Source organism: Gordonia sp. NPDC003585, assembly GCF_040610755.1.
Taxonomy (GTDB): domain Bacteria; phylum Actinomycetota; class Actinomycetes; order Mycobacteriales; family Mycobacteriaceae; genus Gordonia.
The window spans coordinates 22,363-37,871 of sequence record NZ_JBEXMX010000025.1; the positions used below are offsets into that span (position 1 = coordinate 22,363).

Consider the following 15,509-nt stretch of genomic DNA (forward strand, 5'->3'; position numbering starts at 1 on the left):
ACGTCACCTCGACCCGCCCGCGAAGCGGTGTCATACCCCAGAGGGTCGACTGTGCCTCGCGTACGACCTCCAACCATGTGGCGGATCTAGACCGCACGGTCTATGATTAGACCGTGCGGTCGAAACTCGAATCCGAACGGACCTTTGCCGACCAAGCGCGTCGGCGGCAAATCGTCGCATGCGCAATCGATCTGATCGCCGAAGTCGGCTACCCGCAGGCGTCGCTGGCGAAGATCGCCGAGCGCGCTGGCATCGCGAAAAGTGTTGTGCTCTATCATTTCAAGAACAAGGACGAAATCGTCGAGGGTGTCGTTGCCTCGGTGTTCGAGGCGTCCGTCGCGATCATTGCTCCGCGCGTGCTGGCTGCGACAACGCCGCCGGAGCGACTCATTGCTTACATCGAGTCGAATGGTGAGTTCCTCGATCGCCACCGTCGAGAAGCCGTGGCCTTGCACGAGGTGTCCCTTGGCTATCGCGACGCGTCGGGTCGACGATTCGATCAGGCGGTGGTAGCCGATGTCGAAGAGCACGGCATTCCAAGCGAATTCGCGATACTCGACCCACTCGTCATCCTGCAGAAGGGTTTGACCTCAGGCGAGTTCGCGTCCGACGCAGATCCGCTGACACTCAAGAACATTCTTCGCGCGTCCCTCGACGGGGCGGTGAGCGAACTGTCGCGCGACGCCGACTACGACGTGATCGCGCACTGCGCCGCTGTACGGAACTTGTTCGTCAACGCGTTAGGAGCACAGTCATGAGCCCACGTGTCACAATCCTGGCCTTCGGGACCCGCGGCGACGTCGCGCCCATCATCGGTCTGGCCGCGGGTCTGCAAGGCGACCTCGGCGCGGATGTATCTGTAGCGGCGCAGCACCCGTACGAGCAGATGGTCACCGATGCTGGACTCGAGTTCCGACTCTTGCCGCGTGACACCGAGAGTGACACGCGTGCTTCAGAGTACGGACAAGCGATGGTCGACGGTCGTCGAATGCGACCGACAAAGGACGCGTTGGCGGGCATGCGACGAGATCTGGTGGGCGTCGGAGAAGCCATGGCGAAGGCGTCCGCCGATGCCGACCTCGTCCTGTGTGAAGGGCCCGTCGGCGGTCTGCTCGGATGGCATGCGGCCCAAGCCTGCGGTGTCCGGAGCGCAGCGCTGATGCTGCAGCCTGCCTACCCGACAGGCGATTTCGCTCCCCCGGCACTCGGTACCAGGTCGTTCGGGCGCTTCGGTAACCGTACGGCCTGGCGATTGGGCGCAGCCGGTGAGCGCGTGTTTGCGCCTCTGGTGGACGATCTACGGGCATCGCTGGGATTGCCGGACCAATCGCGAAGCAGTGTGCAGAAGCGCAAGCGTGAGTGGATCCAACTCTGCGGCTTCAGTGAGTCCGTCGTCGCACGACCCCGAGACTGGCCGGAGAGCGTTCACATCACCGGATACTGGTGGCCGGACGATGATTCGGAGTATCAGCCACCGGCCGAATTGGCGTCCTTCCTCGAGGACGGCCCGCCACCGGTGTACGTCGGCCTGGGTAGCACCGCGCTGAGCGATGGGAGCGAAATCAGCGACATGGTTAGAGCGGCCCGACGCGCAGCGGGACGTCGCGGCCTCGTTAATCGCGGATGGGCGAATCTCGATGGAGGCTCGGATGATCCGGATGTGCTGACGATCGACGATGTTCCTCATAGCTGGTTGCTTCCGCGTGTCTCGGCCGCGATCCATCACTGCGGCGCAGGTACAACCGCCGCGACTCTACGGGCGGGCATCCCCAGCGTCGCGCTACCCGGGATCATGGACCAACCGTTCTGGGCGCTGCGCTTGCATCGACTCGGCTGTGCGCCCGAGCCGATTCCCCGAACCTCGGCCACCCGCGACAATCTGGCCGCGGCATTGTCGGCGTTGTCCGACGACAAGGGTGCCGAGTATCGGTTTCGTGCAAGAGAGTTGGCCGATCACCTCGCGCGAGAGGACGGTGTGGCCAACGCCGTCGCACTTGTCGAGCGCGTGCTCGCCGGGTCGGCCTGAATGTCATTCAAACTGAACAACAACGCCCGGCACCAACTGTAACCGTGGGTATTCTCAGCGCGGAACCGCGACCTGCGACGGTCGTCACCGAACAGGGGGAATCAGATGACGATGACGGATCCGGCGAAACACCTTACCACCAAGCAGATTACGGCAGTGTCTGACAACACGCAGAAGAAGGTCGGTGAGTGGATCACCTGGCCGCAGCGCGCACGAGCGTCGAACCTCGCCTGGTGGTGGGGCAGCCTGACCGTTGCCGTGCTCGGCCTGTTCTGGCTGGGGTGGTGGGGAATGCACCCGGGAGCGCCGTCGTGCGACGGGGAGACCATGAGCCCTGGTGACAGTTGCATCTTCACCAACGGTGGTGCCAAGAGCTACGACGAAATGGCCGAGCCCAAGACGGCCCTCGCGATTGCCTGCGCGGTCATCGCGGTGCTCCTGGTGGCCTGGGTGACGACGGTGACCCTGCGGGCCCGCAAACCAACGCCGGCCGAGGCGGCCTCCTTCTCTGCGACGGCGACCGCCTATCGCGCGTCCGTGGTCGAGTCGGTGCAGGGCAACCCAGACGATGCGGTTATGGCGTACCACCTCGAGCTGCTCGACAAGATGGTCACCAAGGCGTTGGAGCGCAACGGTATCGAGATCCGTGGACACCAAGTGTCCGTCGTCTGACGGCCATGGCGGTACCGTCGTCGCGTGGACACAAACCCGTTGGACAACCCCGCGTATGCGGCACTGTCCGGCCCGCATGCCCACGTTGCCGAGCGTCGTGGTCGGGCGCTGCGGTATCCGGCGGACGTCAACCCGATCGCAGCGTTGCCGTTGGATCCGACCCAGCAGGATTGGGCCGACGCATGCGAACTCGTCGGTCCCGGCGGCTCCCTGTTTCTCCCCGTAGTGCCGGTGAACCCGCCGCCCGACTGGCATGTTCGACTGAGCATGCCCGGCGTTCAGATGGTGGCCGAGCACATGCTCGACCTCGAATCCGACGAGGAGGCAGCCGAACTCGGAGCGTCCGACGTACTCGACATGCTGGATTTGGTCGGACGCACGCGACCCGGACCCTTCGCCGAACGGACCATCGAACTCGGCACCTACCTCGGTATTCGCCGCCATGGTCGGCTCGTCGCGATGGGTGGCGAACGCCTGCTGGTGCCCGGATGGACCGAGATCAGTGCCGTGTGTTCCGATCCGCAGTTCCGGGGTCAGGGTTTGGCGGGTAGTCTGATAATACTGCTGTGCAACCGGATTCGCGCTCGCGGGCGTACTCCGTTCTTGCACGTCGCGAGCGACAACACCAATGCCATCCGGCTCTATGAGAACCTCGGGTTCGTCGTGCGCAGCGAGGTGATGTTCACCCTGTTGACGGCGCCGAAGTGAGGTCGACGCTCACACCAACGGAATACCCAACCGGTTGCGTACCCGAGTGTCCCACAGGAACAGTCGGAAGATCAACTGTGCCAACCACAATGGTTTGCGACGCTCGCGTTTGACGAGCTTGTCGACGTAGTCGTCGAACCATTGTTGGTCGTCGGCCGACCACTCGACCCGCATGGCCGCTCGGAACGGCTCCGGTAGGTAGCCGATGGTACGACGGTACTTCACCGGTCCGTACCGCTTCTGCACCCAGCGCGGCGCGTAGCCGAAATTTGCTATGCCGAGCAAGAATTCGCGGATCTCGTCGTCGATGTGGAGGTTGGCTGTCTGCTCATTCCAGTACGTCTCGAACGCGTCGCGATCGACAGGCCAGAGTTCGGCCGGCATCTGCAGAGTGGTTCCGCAGACCTTGCCCTGCTGGTAGAACTCCTCGCGCTGTGCGCCGCGCAGTGGTCCGCGCACACGCTCGTAGATGTCTTCCCAGCCGAGGTACAGGCATGCCGCGACCCACAATTGGAGCCGCGGATCCATCGCGTTGTACTCGACGGGACTGTCGTCGACCGAATGGACCTGTGCGTGTTGACGATTCACCGCCTGCCGAAATCGCCGTCGGTCGTCGGCACTACCCATCGCGGCCACCGCGAGGTACGACGCCGTCGTGCGCCCACGCTTGATCGGATGCAGATCGAGGCGTCCACTCTCGACCGTGCTGTGTGCGACTCCGTAGCCGATGGCGGGATTGGCGAGTTGCATGATGACGTTCGCCGTACTCATCGTCTGTCCCATCGACAGCAGCGACTTCGCAAACAGCCTGCTGTCGATGTGATCCATCTCGACCCGCGACATCCGGTGGGTGTCTTGCGCCATGGTCTCCCCCAACACTCAATCTGACTACGTCTGTAACCAGATACCTCGAGTATGCGGGGCTATCGGCACACTGTCAACGACCACCCGCAGCCGCGCGGTCGCGTACCAGCAGGAAGAAGGGAATGGCGGTCGCGATCCCCACGCCGAACGTCAGCACCAGCGACGCCAGCCACCACCGCAGAATGCCGAGCTTCCTGGCCTCGACGACCGCCCACAGGTGGAAGGCGATCACCACGTAGGTCAGGTCGACCATCGCGAAGCGGCCGGGTGTGGTCGTGAGGATGTCTCCGCCGAAGAAGTCGCCGACCGATCGCCAGCCGTTCTCGCGGACGTAAGGTATGGCGATGGCGTTCTGGGTGACGAACGCGGAGAGGAACACGATCAGTAGTGAGCGTTCGCGCCACGGTGACGGGGTGTCGGTCTGCGTGGTCATCGGTCCTCCTGGTGGGTGGTTGCGTGGGGCGTCATGGTGCCAGCCAGCGTGCGTGCGCATCGCTGAACAGCTCAACCCCGACATCGCGAATGGCTGTGAGGTCGAACAGCGACGCGTCGGCGGTGTCGTCGGGGCCGAAGCCCTGGGTGTGACTCGTGTACCAGTCCACGAGGAGCTGGGTGATGGCGCCGACCAGGGCGATCGCGGCCAAACGCTGACTGGCCGCTGCGGGGACACCGCCCCTCGCGAGCAGAATGATGAGGTCCGCCCAACCGTGAATTGCGTTGAGGCGCAATCGTTCCAGATCCTCGTCGACACCCACCACCTCGACCAACATGACGCGGGCCCGATGGGGATTCTCGGCGAGCGCGGTGATGAACGCGCCCAGGGTGGCACGGGCTACAACGGGGACGTCCGTGGTGGCCACTCCCCCGCCGTCGGCCGGCAACAGTGGCGTCGCGACCTCCATGACCTGTGATCGTGCGAAGGTGACGCAGTCCTCGTAGACGCCGGCCAGCAACGCCGAGCGGTCGGCGAAGGATTCGTAGAAGTAGCGCTGGGTGAGACCGGCGTGGTCGCACACCCGCTTCACCGAAACGGCGCGGAAGCCGTGGGTTCCGAACAATTCGAGTCCCGCGGAGATCAGCTCCGCGCGGCGACGCTCGCGGCGGAGGTCCGCGTCGGCTCCTCCATACCGTCGACCCTCGGTTTCGCTCACGACCCTCTTTCCGTTGTCGGCCGCGTCCGACGATAGACCGGACGCATCTGACATGCTATCGTGTCAGAAATTGGCTATCTGACCCGATCTCGTGTCAGATGAACCGTGAGGAGCCGACATGCTGGACTTTCTGCCCGAAGCGATGCGAGAACCGACAGTTGTCGCGATCCCGTTCTTCGTGACGATGGTGGTACTGGAATGGGTGGCCGCCGCCAAGCTCGAGCACACCGAGACGCAGCGGCCGTCGCAGCGAGAGGTGCGCGAGTCGTCCGCGGCCGGCACTTACAACTGGCGTGACTCGCGGGCGAGCCTGCAGATGGGGCTCGTCTCCATCGCGACCAGCGCAGGGTGGAAGGCCCTTGGGCTCCTCGCCTACTCCGCGATTTTCGCCTACCTCGCGCCGTGGCAACTGTCGGCGACGACGTGGTGGACGTGGGTGGTGGCCTTCGTCGCGCTCGACTTCCTGTTCTATTGGGAACATCGGATGGCGCATCGTGTCCGACTGATCTGGGCGACGCACCAGGCCCATCACTCAAGCGAGTACTTCAACTTCACGACGGCCCTGCGGCAGAAGTGGAACAACAGTGCAGGACTGGTGATGTGGTTGCCCCTCCCCTTGCTCGGGATTCCACCCGCCGTGGTGTTCGGTGTGTACTCTCTGAATCTGGTCTACCAGTTCTGGATTCACACGGAGCGCATCGGAAAGCTCTGGCGACCTATTGAATTCGTCTTCAACACACCGTCGCATCACCGCGTGCACCACGGCAGTGACGCCGACTACCTCGACCGCAACTACGGCGGCACCTTCATCATCTGGGACCGCATGTTCGGCACCTTCACCGCCGAGGCGCAGCGTCCCACCTATGGACTCACCAAGCCGATCGACACCTACAACATCTGGCGTCTGCAGACCCACGAGTATGCGGCGATCCTTCGAGATGTCCGACACACGAGAGGCTTTCGCAATCGGCTTGGGTACCTGTTCGGTCCGCCCGGATGGACGGCCCCCGACCCCGACGAGGTGTCAAGCTCCCGCGCGGAGCACGACACAGTGAAGATTCGGTGAGGACTCGCGCAACTGCACCCGACGTGGCCGCGACCCGGCGTAGCATCCCTGCGCATGAGAACGTGGCGTGACGTACGCGTCGCGCTGATTGCTGTCTCGGCATCGGCAGCGCTCATCGCCGGGTGTTCGTCCGACCCATCCCCACCGCCCGAGTTCGCCGGCCCGCTGATGGGTGCACCGATCGCGGATGGGAGATCGCCGGAGCCGACGGCGCTCGCGGCGGCACCCGAAACGCGAGCGGTCAAGGGCTACAGTGTGACCCGACTCCCCTATCGAACGCGTCGAGCGGGTGACCCGGCCCAGAATTTCGCCGATCTGTACCTGCCGGACGGCAAGCATCCATCGCGATCGGTCCCTCTCGTGATCCTCGTCCACGGTGGATCATGGAAGGCCGAGTACGACCTCACGATGATGCGTCCCTTCGCCATCGATCTCGTACGACGCGGCTTTGCGGTCTACAACATCGAGTTCCGTCGGGTGGGTTCCGGCGGCGGGTGGCCGACGACGTTCACCGACGCGGCCGACGCGGTGAACGGTCTCGTCGACCTTGCGCGCACCCGGCCGCAACTCGATCTCGCCGAGACCGTGATTCTCGGCTACAGTTCCGGCGGACAGCTCGCCACCTGGTTGGCATGTCGACATCGGTTGTCCGGCAACCGGACTGTCAGTCATGAACTGGGCAGCACGCCGCGTTTCCGGCCCGCTCGAGTGGTGTCGGTGTCGGCCCCGCTGGCCATGGCGTTCGCCGCGGAACACGGCAACAGTCGTATCGTCGCGCTGATGGGCGGAACACCCGAGCAGGTTCCCGAACGGTACCGCGCCGTCGACCCACCCGATCGCGCTCATCGATCCGCAGGTGCCGGTGATCGCGGTGCACGGCGACAGCGACCGTCTGGTGCCGGCCGTGCTGTCGACGCGATACATCAGTGCGGTTGTGGCGGCCGGGGGACTCGGCCGGCTCGTGGTCGCGCCGGGCAGCAGTCACGGGACGGTCGCACGGCGCGGGACGGCGTCCTACCGGGAGATCCTGGACATCGTCACCGGCTTCACGCGCAAATCCGTTGAGGAGATGCGTAATTCGCGGCCGAGGTGATCAGGCCGTCATCGACACCTGGGCGACCTCGGCCTGGTAGCGGCCCTGTGAGTTCTGCGGTAGTGAGGTGATCCAGACCATGAGGTACGGACTTGCCTGCGGGTTGGGGATGGTGATGGTGGTCGTCGGCCGGTTGACGTTGCCGGTGGCCACCTCGGTGGTCTGAGCGAAGGTCGGATTCGCACTCGGCGACGTCCGGATGGAGACGGTGAAACCCGGTGTCGCAGTCCGGATTGTGACCGTCTTGACGGCTTTCGATCCGCCCACGTCGAAGAGCAGTCCCAAGCCGTTCTTGAGACCTCCGAACGCCGGTGAGCGCATGTACGGATCGGTCTTCCACGGGGGAGCAGCACCGGTGATGACGTTGTTGACGTTGGTCGACGGGTCCGGCGGCTGACTGGAGAAGTCCTGCACGGTGACCGATTGCAGCGCGACGGGCGCACCTTGTGCCGCCGGGCCCGGACCCGCGGGCGGCGCCGAGGCCGACGGGGGTGCGGAGGTGGTCAGGATGGAGTCGATATCCGAGGATTCGCCCCCGCCGCCAAAGATGTTGGAGGCCCACACGATCAGCGCGATGACCAGGAACAGGGCGAGCAGGCCGGCACCGACGAGCAGACCGACGTTGCGCTTCTTGTGCGCGGGATCGTCCTGCTCGGTGGTCCGGGACGCCATCGCGACCGGCTCGGTGGCGTCGTCGCGGATGGCCGGCAGCATGTCGGTGTTGAGGTCGAGCACCGTCGCCTGGTCGAGCACGTGCTGAACGGTGGCGGCGGTCCGGATGCCGCGACTTCCGTCGAGCGCCCGCGCAGCCACCGCAGAGATCTCGAAGGGGATGTCGGGGTTGACCTCTCGCGGCTCGATGGGCTCCCCACCCGGGCCGGGCTCGGCGACCGCGAGTCCACCGACCGGCTTGCCTGGCCCGGCGGTGGTGGTCAGTCGCGAACCCGATTCGGCGTCCAACGGCCACCGGTTGAGGAGAAGCGCGTAGAGCACCGCGCCGAGTCCGCGAACGTCTGACGCCTTGTCGTCACCGGCGAGCGTGCCCGGGAAGGCGAGGACCGCATTGCCCTCGTGGCTGATCCGGATGCGGTTCGGGTGGTCGATGGACAGGGCGCCACCGGAACGGTGGGCCAGTTCGGCTGCGGCGGCGAGCGATCGGACGGCACGCGCAGCGCCGATCGGGGACGGACCCGACGCGGCGACGTCGGCCAGGGACGAGCCCTCGACCCATTCGGCGACGACAATCCCGCCGGACGATCCGCGCACGACGTCGAGCACGCGCGCCACACCGTCGGAGTTCACCTGTCCGAGACGGAGAGTGCGGGACAACACCGCCTGGGGGCCCTGATCAGATGCCTTGACCGCGACCCCGCGCTCGGGAGGTGGTGCGAGTTGTTCGGCGTCGACGAAGGTGAGGGCAACGTTGCGGTCGAGATTGACGTCGAGGGCACGCCAGAACTGCAGACCGCGGGTGCCGCCGTGGTGATCGAGTAGTCGGTAGCGGCCGCCCGCGACGACGGCGCCGGGCACCAGCCGCGGACCTCGGGGTCGGGGTGCCGGTGCGGGGGAGGACTCGGCGCGCGGGTCGCTGTCGTTGCGGGGGGCAGCGTCGGGACCGGGGGGATCCGTCGGTATGGGGTGTGAAGCCGCCGGATCGGAAGCTGTGGTGTCGACCTCGCTGTCGCTCACGCGCCGAACTCCTTTCCTCCGGTACCGCATGTCACGGGGCGGCGCCGCTGGGCGCGGGTCGTTCTGCAGGCGCGGTGCGTCCCGATAGCCGGTGGCGCCACCGGAATGCACCGAGTAGGACTGCCACGTCGCCGTGCCCCGGTCGAACCGACGCAGCACTTGTACTTGACCAGAGTACGGGAGCGATTCGTCGTCGGTGACGCGCGGAAACTGAACCGTGATCGTTGCGGCACTCTCCTGCTGCGGAACCGGTGGCGGCGCGAGCGATGGGATGAACCGTCCGAGCAAGCGGCGGACCGCCATTCCGATCGCCACGACGTCCGGCACCCGGAACGCGGCGAGGAGAGCGTAGGTCACGCCCAGCACGATGGCGGCCGTGAAGGCCAGGTACAGCAGTGATCCGAACTTGGCGAGATGCTCGATGAGCATGTGCAGTCCCGACAGGGTGGCGACCAGCCAGACGAGTGCGGCCACGGCGATCGACACGGCGAGGGTGACGACCGTCGTCCGCGTCACCCCGCGCAAGTGCACGTTGCCCAGCCGACGTTTCAAGAGGAAATGCCCGACGATCGCGCCGACGAGATACCCGAGCCCGTTGGACAGGGCGAGCCAGCGGACCACCAGATCCGGATCGTCGAACAGGACCGGACCGAGATAGGACGCACCCACCTTGATGGCGGTGATGCCGAGGACCATGAGGGTCGGGGTCCAGGCGTCCTCGCGGGCGTAGAAGACGCGCAGCTGCACCAGCGTCATCGCGTACGGGATGAGGGTGAAGGCGCCCCAGGCGAGGACCGAGCCGAGCTGGCTGGCGTCGTCGGCGCTGAACTTGCCGAAGTTGAAGACCGCCACACCCAGGGCCGGGCCGAAGAACGTCATGTAGGCGACCACCGGCACCAGCGCGACCATGGTGAGCCGGGTGGCCAGCGACAGGTCGTCGACGACGGCGCGGGTGTCGTCGGCGGCGGCGTTGCGCGAGAGCCGCGGCATGATCGCGGTCAGGATGGTGACGCCGAGGACGCCGTAGGGCAGCTGCAACAGTTGCCAGTGGGTGGCGTACACACTGATGCCCGACGCGGTGGCCGACGATGCGATCCGGTAGGTGATCACCAGTCCGACCTGCAGGATCGCGACATAGATGACGATCGCGAGTGCCATGTTGCCGAACCGTCGGAGCCGATCGTCGAGTCCCCACTCCAAGCGCAGGTGCACCCCCGCGCGACGCAGCCAGGGGAGCAGGATCGACGCCTGCATGACGACGCCCAGCGTGGTGCCGATGCCGAGCACCAACAGTTGCGGGTCGGTCATCCGCACCGGATTGAGGGTGATCGTTCCCGGCATCAACGCGTAGAGCACCAGGGTGGAGATCTGGACGATGTTGTTGAGCACCGGTGCCCACGCGCCCGGTTTGAAGAAGCCCTTCATGTTGAGGATCGCGATGAAGAGCGCCGAGAGCCCGTAGAACAGGATCTCCGGCAGGAGCAGATAGGCCAGCGCAGTGGTGAGCGGACGGTTGACCTCGCCGTTGCCGACGTTGAGATAGGTGAGCAGGGGAGCGGCGATCAGGGCGATGACCGTCGCGGCACCCAACGTGACCACGGTGAGCGTGAAGATCCGGTTGATGAAACTGCGTCCGCCGTCGGGGTCCTCGGCTTCCGCACGCACCAGGACGGGGATGACGATCGCCGTCAGGACCGCGCCGAGCACCACCTCGGCGATCATGTTGGGCAGCACGTAGGCGGCCTGGAACGCGGAGGCGACCGCCGGACCGAGCATCGCCAGGACCAGCACCGTCCGGACGAATCCGGTGATTCGGCTGGTCAGGGTCGCCAGTGCGATCGAACCGCTGGTGCGCAGGATGCTCGAGTCGGAGTCGCGCGCCAGTCCGGTGGACGACGCCGGCTCGTTGTCGGACGTGACCGCGGCCGCAGGCCGTTCGTGGCCGGCCGGTTGCTCCGGCAGCGGTGCGCGGCGTTCGGGGGGAGATGGTCGACGTGGCGGTTGCGAGCGGCCGGCGATCGGAGGCTGCTCGCCGATCGGTCCGGCCAACGGTGCGGCACCGCGAGCCGGCGTGCCCGGGCGCGGCCCGGTGCGTTGCGATTCGTTGCGCTGCGGTCCGTTGCGTTGCGGCTCAATACGTTGCGGCATGGCTCGGTCGGGTGGCGTCGGCCGACCACTCGGTGGTCGCAGCCGGTTCCGTGGGTCCGGGCTCATGCCTGGATTCTTGCGGTCCTCGGTCATCGCGGACCGCCGGCGTCGTCGGGCGGCTCCGGGTCCGGATGCGACCCGATCTCTTCGTGGTGCAGGTTGCGGCGTCGTTCCTGGTAGCTGCTGCCTGCGAGGAGACGTTCGAGGTCGTCGGGTTCGGGACGGTCGGCGTCGGCGGGATCCGGTTCGCCGCGGAAGCGATGCCACAGCCGTCGTGCGACGAGGAGCACCAGCGCGGCTCCGGCGACGATGGTGACGATGAACAGGACGCGCCCGTACGCGTTGGATCGCAGGGAGAGCGTGATCGGTTCACCGAGTGACAAGCCGGTCACCGTGGACAGGCTGATCGCCACCGACGTGGCCTCCGACGACTCTGCGCGCGTGGGCAATTGGATCTGCCTGGTCCCGTTGGCCGGGATCTCGACCACGCCGACATCACCGACCTCCAGATCGGCCGGGCCGCTCGTGGTGATCTTCACACGTACCGGGAGGTCGAGCTGGTTGCGGACCACGAGCAACAAGGGGCTGCGTTCGGAGGCCAGCGTGTACCGACCGCCGGGATCGAGAATGGTCACCTCGCCACGCATGCGCTGCAGGGTCGACGACACGGCGGTCACCCGTTCGCTCTGTGCGCCGGCCGTCTGCGCACGGGCGGCGGTCCCGGCCAGCGCGGGTGTCTGCATGGCGCGCAACAGATCTTCGCGCAGGGGCGACATGTATCGCTCGGGGGAGGCGTCGACGTCGGCCGACGACACCAGCGACCCTTGGAGCTGCCAGCTGACCTCGGCGTTGTCCCGGATTGCGGCGGTGGTCGACGGGGTGAGCACCGACCCCAGGCGGGCGATCGGACCGACGCCGGGCGGGTTGGCGAGGCGGGCCGCATCGGTGGCCCGCGACACCGCGTCGGCCACCGTGCCGAGCGGTACCGCGGTCGCTGCGCCGGAGTCCACCAGGAGCCGGGTCGCGTCGAACAGTGCCCTGATGTCGGCGAGCGTCGGTGACCAGTAGGTCGACGGCATCAGGAGCTCGCTTCGGCCCACCGTGGGCCGCCGTTGTTCGGCGCTGTTCGCCGAGGCCTGGGCCACCGGCGCGGCGATCGCCGGATAGGCCAGCGCCGCGATCGCGGCCTGGCGACGGCTGAGATCGGATTCCGCTGCGAGGTCGACGACCTGGTCGGATGGGGTGATCGGGGGTGTCGTGGGTGCGGTGCCGAGACCTGCGAACGCGGCGCTGATCGGGGCCTCGTAGGTGGCGACCCCGAGCCCGTCCACCCGGTAGAGGCCGGATTCGGCCGACTTCTGTGGTCGCACCGAGCCGGATGTGAGCGCAACTCCCGGAATCCGGGCGCCGGTGAGGACGCCCGCACCTTCGCGGTCGACGGCGCCGAGCGCGGGGATCGCGAGGGTTCGAATGCTGCGCACCCCCAGGATCGCGTCGATCACGTCGGCCGGTGACTCGAGGGCCGCGGTGGACAGCGCGAGGTTCCCGACCCGCGCCAACGAGGTCAGATCCGCTTGGGCGAACGGCAGGGCCACCACGCACAGGCGTCCGGCGATCCTGCGTAGTTCGGACAGCCAGGCACCGGCGGCGTCGCTGCCGATCCCGTCGACCGTCGGTGAGCGCGGGTCGGCGAGATTCGTCGACACCTGGTAGCCGAGCGACATCGCACGGACGGTGATGAGGAGATCGGGGTCGATGGCCAGGCACAGGCCGCCGGCCAGTGCGGCCGCGGGCGGTGGGGGAGTCTGCTGGTCACCGGAGTTGTCGTCGGAGTTGTCATCGCCCTCCTGCGACGACCCGGACTCGACCTTCTCCCGAGGTGCGGGGCCGACGACGTCTTCGAGCGCGGCGAGCAGCGTGTGCAGGCGGCCACCGTCGCTCACCGAACGGGCCAGATCCTCGCCGATCAGGCGAACGGGCTCGGTGTTGCCGCCGAGGACACCAGCCGCGAGCTGCGGTGGCGCGGCCAGCGGCCACAGCATCGTCATCCGTGACGGGCTGGCGAGATTCGCCGACACCGAGCCGTCCGGTCCCAGGCCGGGCGTGCTCGACTCGCTCGGATCCTCGGTGGTCGGCGGCACATAGTCGGCGGCGCGGGCGGCGTCGGGCGGCAACGACAACACGGGCAGCAGGGTTCGCGACCCGGCGACCTGCGCGGTGTCCCCGTAGTCGGGAATCCCGTTGACGTTGACCTGCAGCGGGTACACCCCGGGTTGCGAGATCCGCAGTCCGTCGGCCGCCGACAGCGCCATCGAGATCCGGAACTGCGCGCGCGATCGCGGTGGGAGGACGTCGCTCACCCGCGTGAACGGACTGGCCGCGGCCACCGGCGGATGGTCGAGCGCCAGCGAACTGCGCAGCTGCGACGCCGAACTCACTGCGTCGCCGCGTTCGAGGCGGATCGTGACGTCGCGGATGCTGCGGTCGCTCGTGTTGTCGACATATCCGGTGACGGTCACGGTCGAGCTGCTCGTGGTGGTCACCATGGTCGGGTTCATCGACTCGATCACGATGCGCGCGAACGACGGGAACGCGCCCGCGTCGTCGGGTGCGGCCGCGCTGCGCCCCGCGAACGGATTGAGTCCCACGAACGGGTTGGCGAGCAGCGCGAGGAGAAGTGTCACGGACAGCGAGACGAGCAGTTTCCGTGCACGTCGAGACCGTCGACGAACTCGAGGCGCCACCGACCGTGGTGGACCGTCAGTCATCGCCTGCCGGTGGCCGACGCGACCGGCGACGGCGCCGACGAGACCGTGCCGGTGGCGGCGTCTCGTTTCGGCGCTCGTTGCGCGCGGCTGCGGCTTTCTCATAGGCGTTGGGTTCGGTGCGGATGCTGTCGGCCTCCGACTGGGCCAGTCGATTCGGATCGGCGGCGAGGTCGGCGATCACGCCGCGGGCCATCCGGGCCAGTCGCCGCTCGTCAGAGTACGTGAGACGGCGCGGTAGCTCAGCCAACGGCACCCACGCGACCTCGCTGACCTCGTAGTCGTCGTCGGAGAGCTCGCCGCCGACGCTGCGCAGCAGATAGTGATGCACCGTCTTGTGGATGCGGCGGCCCTCGCTGACGAACCAGTAGTCGATCTTGCCGAGGGGGGCCACCACCGTGCCCTGGATGCCGGTCTCTTCGGCGACCTCGCGAATGGCGGTCTGCTCGGCGGTCTCCCCGGTTTCGATGTGCCCCTTCGGCAACGACCACATCATCCGGCCCCGCCGGTCCACCCGGCCGATCAGTGCCGCGGCGAGCTGATCGACGGGAAGGTCGAGGTCGGAGATCACCAGGCCGCCGGCCGAGGTCTCCCGCACGGTGCGCAGTCGTTCGCCGTTGGGCCGTTCGGCCCGCGGTGGTCGGCGCCGCTTCTTGGTCGTCGGCTTTCCCGGGACCTTGGCGGCCGACGCCAGACCGGTCTTGGTGATGGTCGCGGTCACGGAGACGAGGTCGGAGGGCTTCGGCGGGGTCACTCGTGGCCTCTGCCGGTCCGGGTCCACCGGCAGCTTGTCGACAGGTCGGTTGTCTGCCGATGGGGCTTCGATCAGGGCGGATTGGCGGTCGGCACTCTGCGCAGCCGTCGACCCCGGTGCACGGCCGTGCGCCACGTCGTTGGGTGTGGGAACGGGCGCCGACGGCGCGCTGCCGCGTCGCTCGCCTCGAGCCTGCCCGGGGTCGGCCGAAACCGGCTGGGCGGTCCGGCCCGACAGCTGCGGACTGTCGGGTGTCCGTGCTTCGCCCTTGCGTCCGCCACGCCGACGTCGTCCGCGACGATTGCGGCGCCGCGACGCACCCTGCTGACCGGTGGTCGAGCCCGCGGAATCGTCCTGAGCGGCGGCTTCGGCTGCCCGACCGTTCGTCATTCGACCACCCGACGCGACGTCGTCTGCGACGCCTGAAGGGTTGGTTGAGGGATCGGTGGGCACGCCCCCGACTCTAGCCGCTGGTCACCTGCTGTTTGCCTGGAGTCCTCGGCATGTGGCGGTGCGGATGACTCCTGGCGCCCGGCGAACGACTCGACGGTAGGGTGGCATGCCGTGACAGAC

The 15,509-nt window shown here is 67.1% G+C and carries 12 protein-coding genes; 6 read left to right on the forward strand and 6 right to left on the reverse strand.

The window, feature by feature from the left end:
- Positions 1–113: 113 nt before the first annotated feature.
- The 4 genes from ABZW74_RS09100 to ABZW74_RS09115 all read left to right on the forward strand — a co-directional run bounded on the left by ABZW74_RS09100 (position 114) and on the right by ABZW74_RS09115 (position 3,406).
- Complete coding sequence (locus ABZW74_RS09100; protein WP_240855485.1) at positions 114–758, forward strand: TetR/AcrR family transcriptional regulator; 645 nt, start codon at positions 114–116, stop codon at positions 756–758.
- Positions 755–2,026 (forward strand): glycosyltransferase, encoded by a 1,272-nt coding sequence (locus ABZW74_RS09105; RefSeq protein WP_355275725.1) that lies wholly within the window; start codon positions 755–757, stop codon positions 2,024–2,026. Before ABZW74_RS09100 ends, ABZW74_RS09105 begins: the two co-directional genes overlap by 4 nt.
- A gap of 156 nt (positions 2,027–2,182) precedes the next feature.
- A complete protein-coding gene (locus ABZW74_RS09110) occupies positions 2,183–2,698 on the forward strand; it encodes a hypothetical protein (protein WP_355275727.1) in 516 nt (171 codons plus the stop codon).
- A 24-nt stretch (positions 2,699–2,722) separates the two neighbouring features.
- Positions 2,723–3,406, forward strand: coding sequence for a GNAT family N-acetyltransferase (locus ABZW74_RS09115; RefSeq protein ID WP_355275729.1), 684 nt, complete (start codon positions 2,723–2,725; stop codon positions 3,404–3,406).
- Positions 3,407–3,415: 9 nt separating this feature from the next.
- On the opposite strand, the gene ABZW74_RS09120 is transcribed toward ABZW74_RS09115, so the two are convergent.
- From ABZW74_RS09120 to ABZW74_RS09130, 3 genes are all read right to left on the reverse strand, one after another.
- Positions 3,416–4,270, reverse strand: coding sequence for an oxygenase MpaB family protein (locus ABZW74_RS09120; protein WP_355275731.1), 855 nt, complete (start codon positions 4,268–4,270; stop codon positions 3,416–3,418).
- 73 nt (positions 4,271–4,343) lie between these two features.
- Entirely contained in the window at positions 4,344–4,703 is a 360-nt protein-coding gene (locus ABZW74_RS09125; RefSeq protein WP_355275733.1) for a DUF2834 domain-containing protein, read from the reverse strand.
- Positions 4,704–4,734: 31 nt separating this feature from the next.
- Entirely contained in the window at positions 4,735–5,421 is a 687-nt protein-coding gene (locus ABZW74_RS09130) for a TetR/AcrR family transcriptional regulator (RefSeq protein WP_355275735.1), read from the reverse strand.
- Positions 5,422–5,539: 118 nt separating this feature from the next.
- On the opposite strand from ABZW74_RS09130, the gene ABZW74_RS09135 reads away from it, so the two are divergent.
- Both ABZW74_RS09135 and ABZW74_RS09140 read left to right on the forward strand, forming a co-directional pair.
- Complete coding sequence (locus tag ABZW74_RS09135; protein WP_240855466.1) at positions 5,540–6,487, forward strand: sterol desaturase family protein; 948 nt, start codon at positions 5,540–5,542, stop codon at positions 6,485–6,487.
- Positions 6,488–6,541: 54 nt separating this feature from the next.
- The gene (locus tag ABZW74_RS09140; protein WP_355275737.1) at positions 6,542–7,552 is read left to right on the forward strand and encodes an alpha/beta fold hydrolase; all 1,011 of its coding nucleotides are present in this window, start codon (positions 6,542–6,544) and stop codon (positions 7,550–7,552) included.
- Positions 7,553–7,580: 28 nt separating this feature from the next.
- Here the strand turns inward: ABZW74_RS09140 and murJ are convergent, their stop codons facing one another.
- Genes murJ through ABZW74_RS09155 form a run of 3 tightly spaced genes read right to left on the reverse strand, consistent with a single transcriptional unit; the run spans position 7,581 to position 15,389 of the window.
- Positions 7,581–11,483, reverse strand: a complete 3,903-nt coding sequence (gene murJ / locus ABZW74_RS09145) for a murein biosynthesis integral membrane protein MurJ (RefSeq protein ID WP_355275739.1) — start codon at positions 11,481–11,483, stop codon at positions 7,581–7,583.
- A gap of 23 nt (positions 11,484–11,506) precedes the next feature.
- Complete coding sequence (locus tag ABZW74_RS09150) at positions 11,507–14,185, reverse strand: DUF6049 family protein (RefSeq protein WP_355275741.1); 2,679 nt, start codon at positions 14,183–14,185, stop codon at positions 11,507–11,509.
- The gene (locus tag ABZW74_RS09155; RefSeq protein ID WP_240855453.1) at positions 14,178–15,389 is read right to left on the reverse strand and encodes an NUDIX domain-containing protein; all 1,212 of its coding nucleotides are present in this window, start codon (positions 15,387–15,389) and stop codon (positions 14,178–14,180) included. Before ABZW74_RS09155 ends, ABZW74_RS09150 begins: the two co-directional genes overlap by 8 nt.
- Positions 15,390–15,509 lie beyond the last annotated feature (120 nt).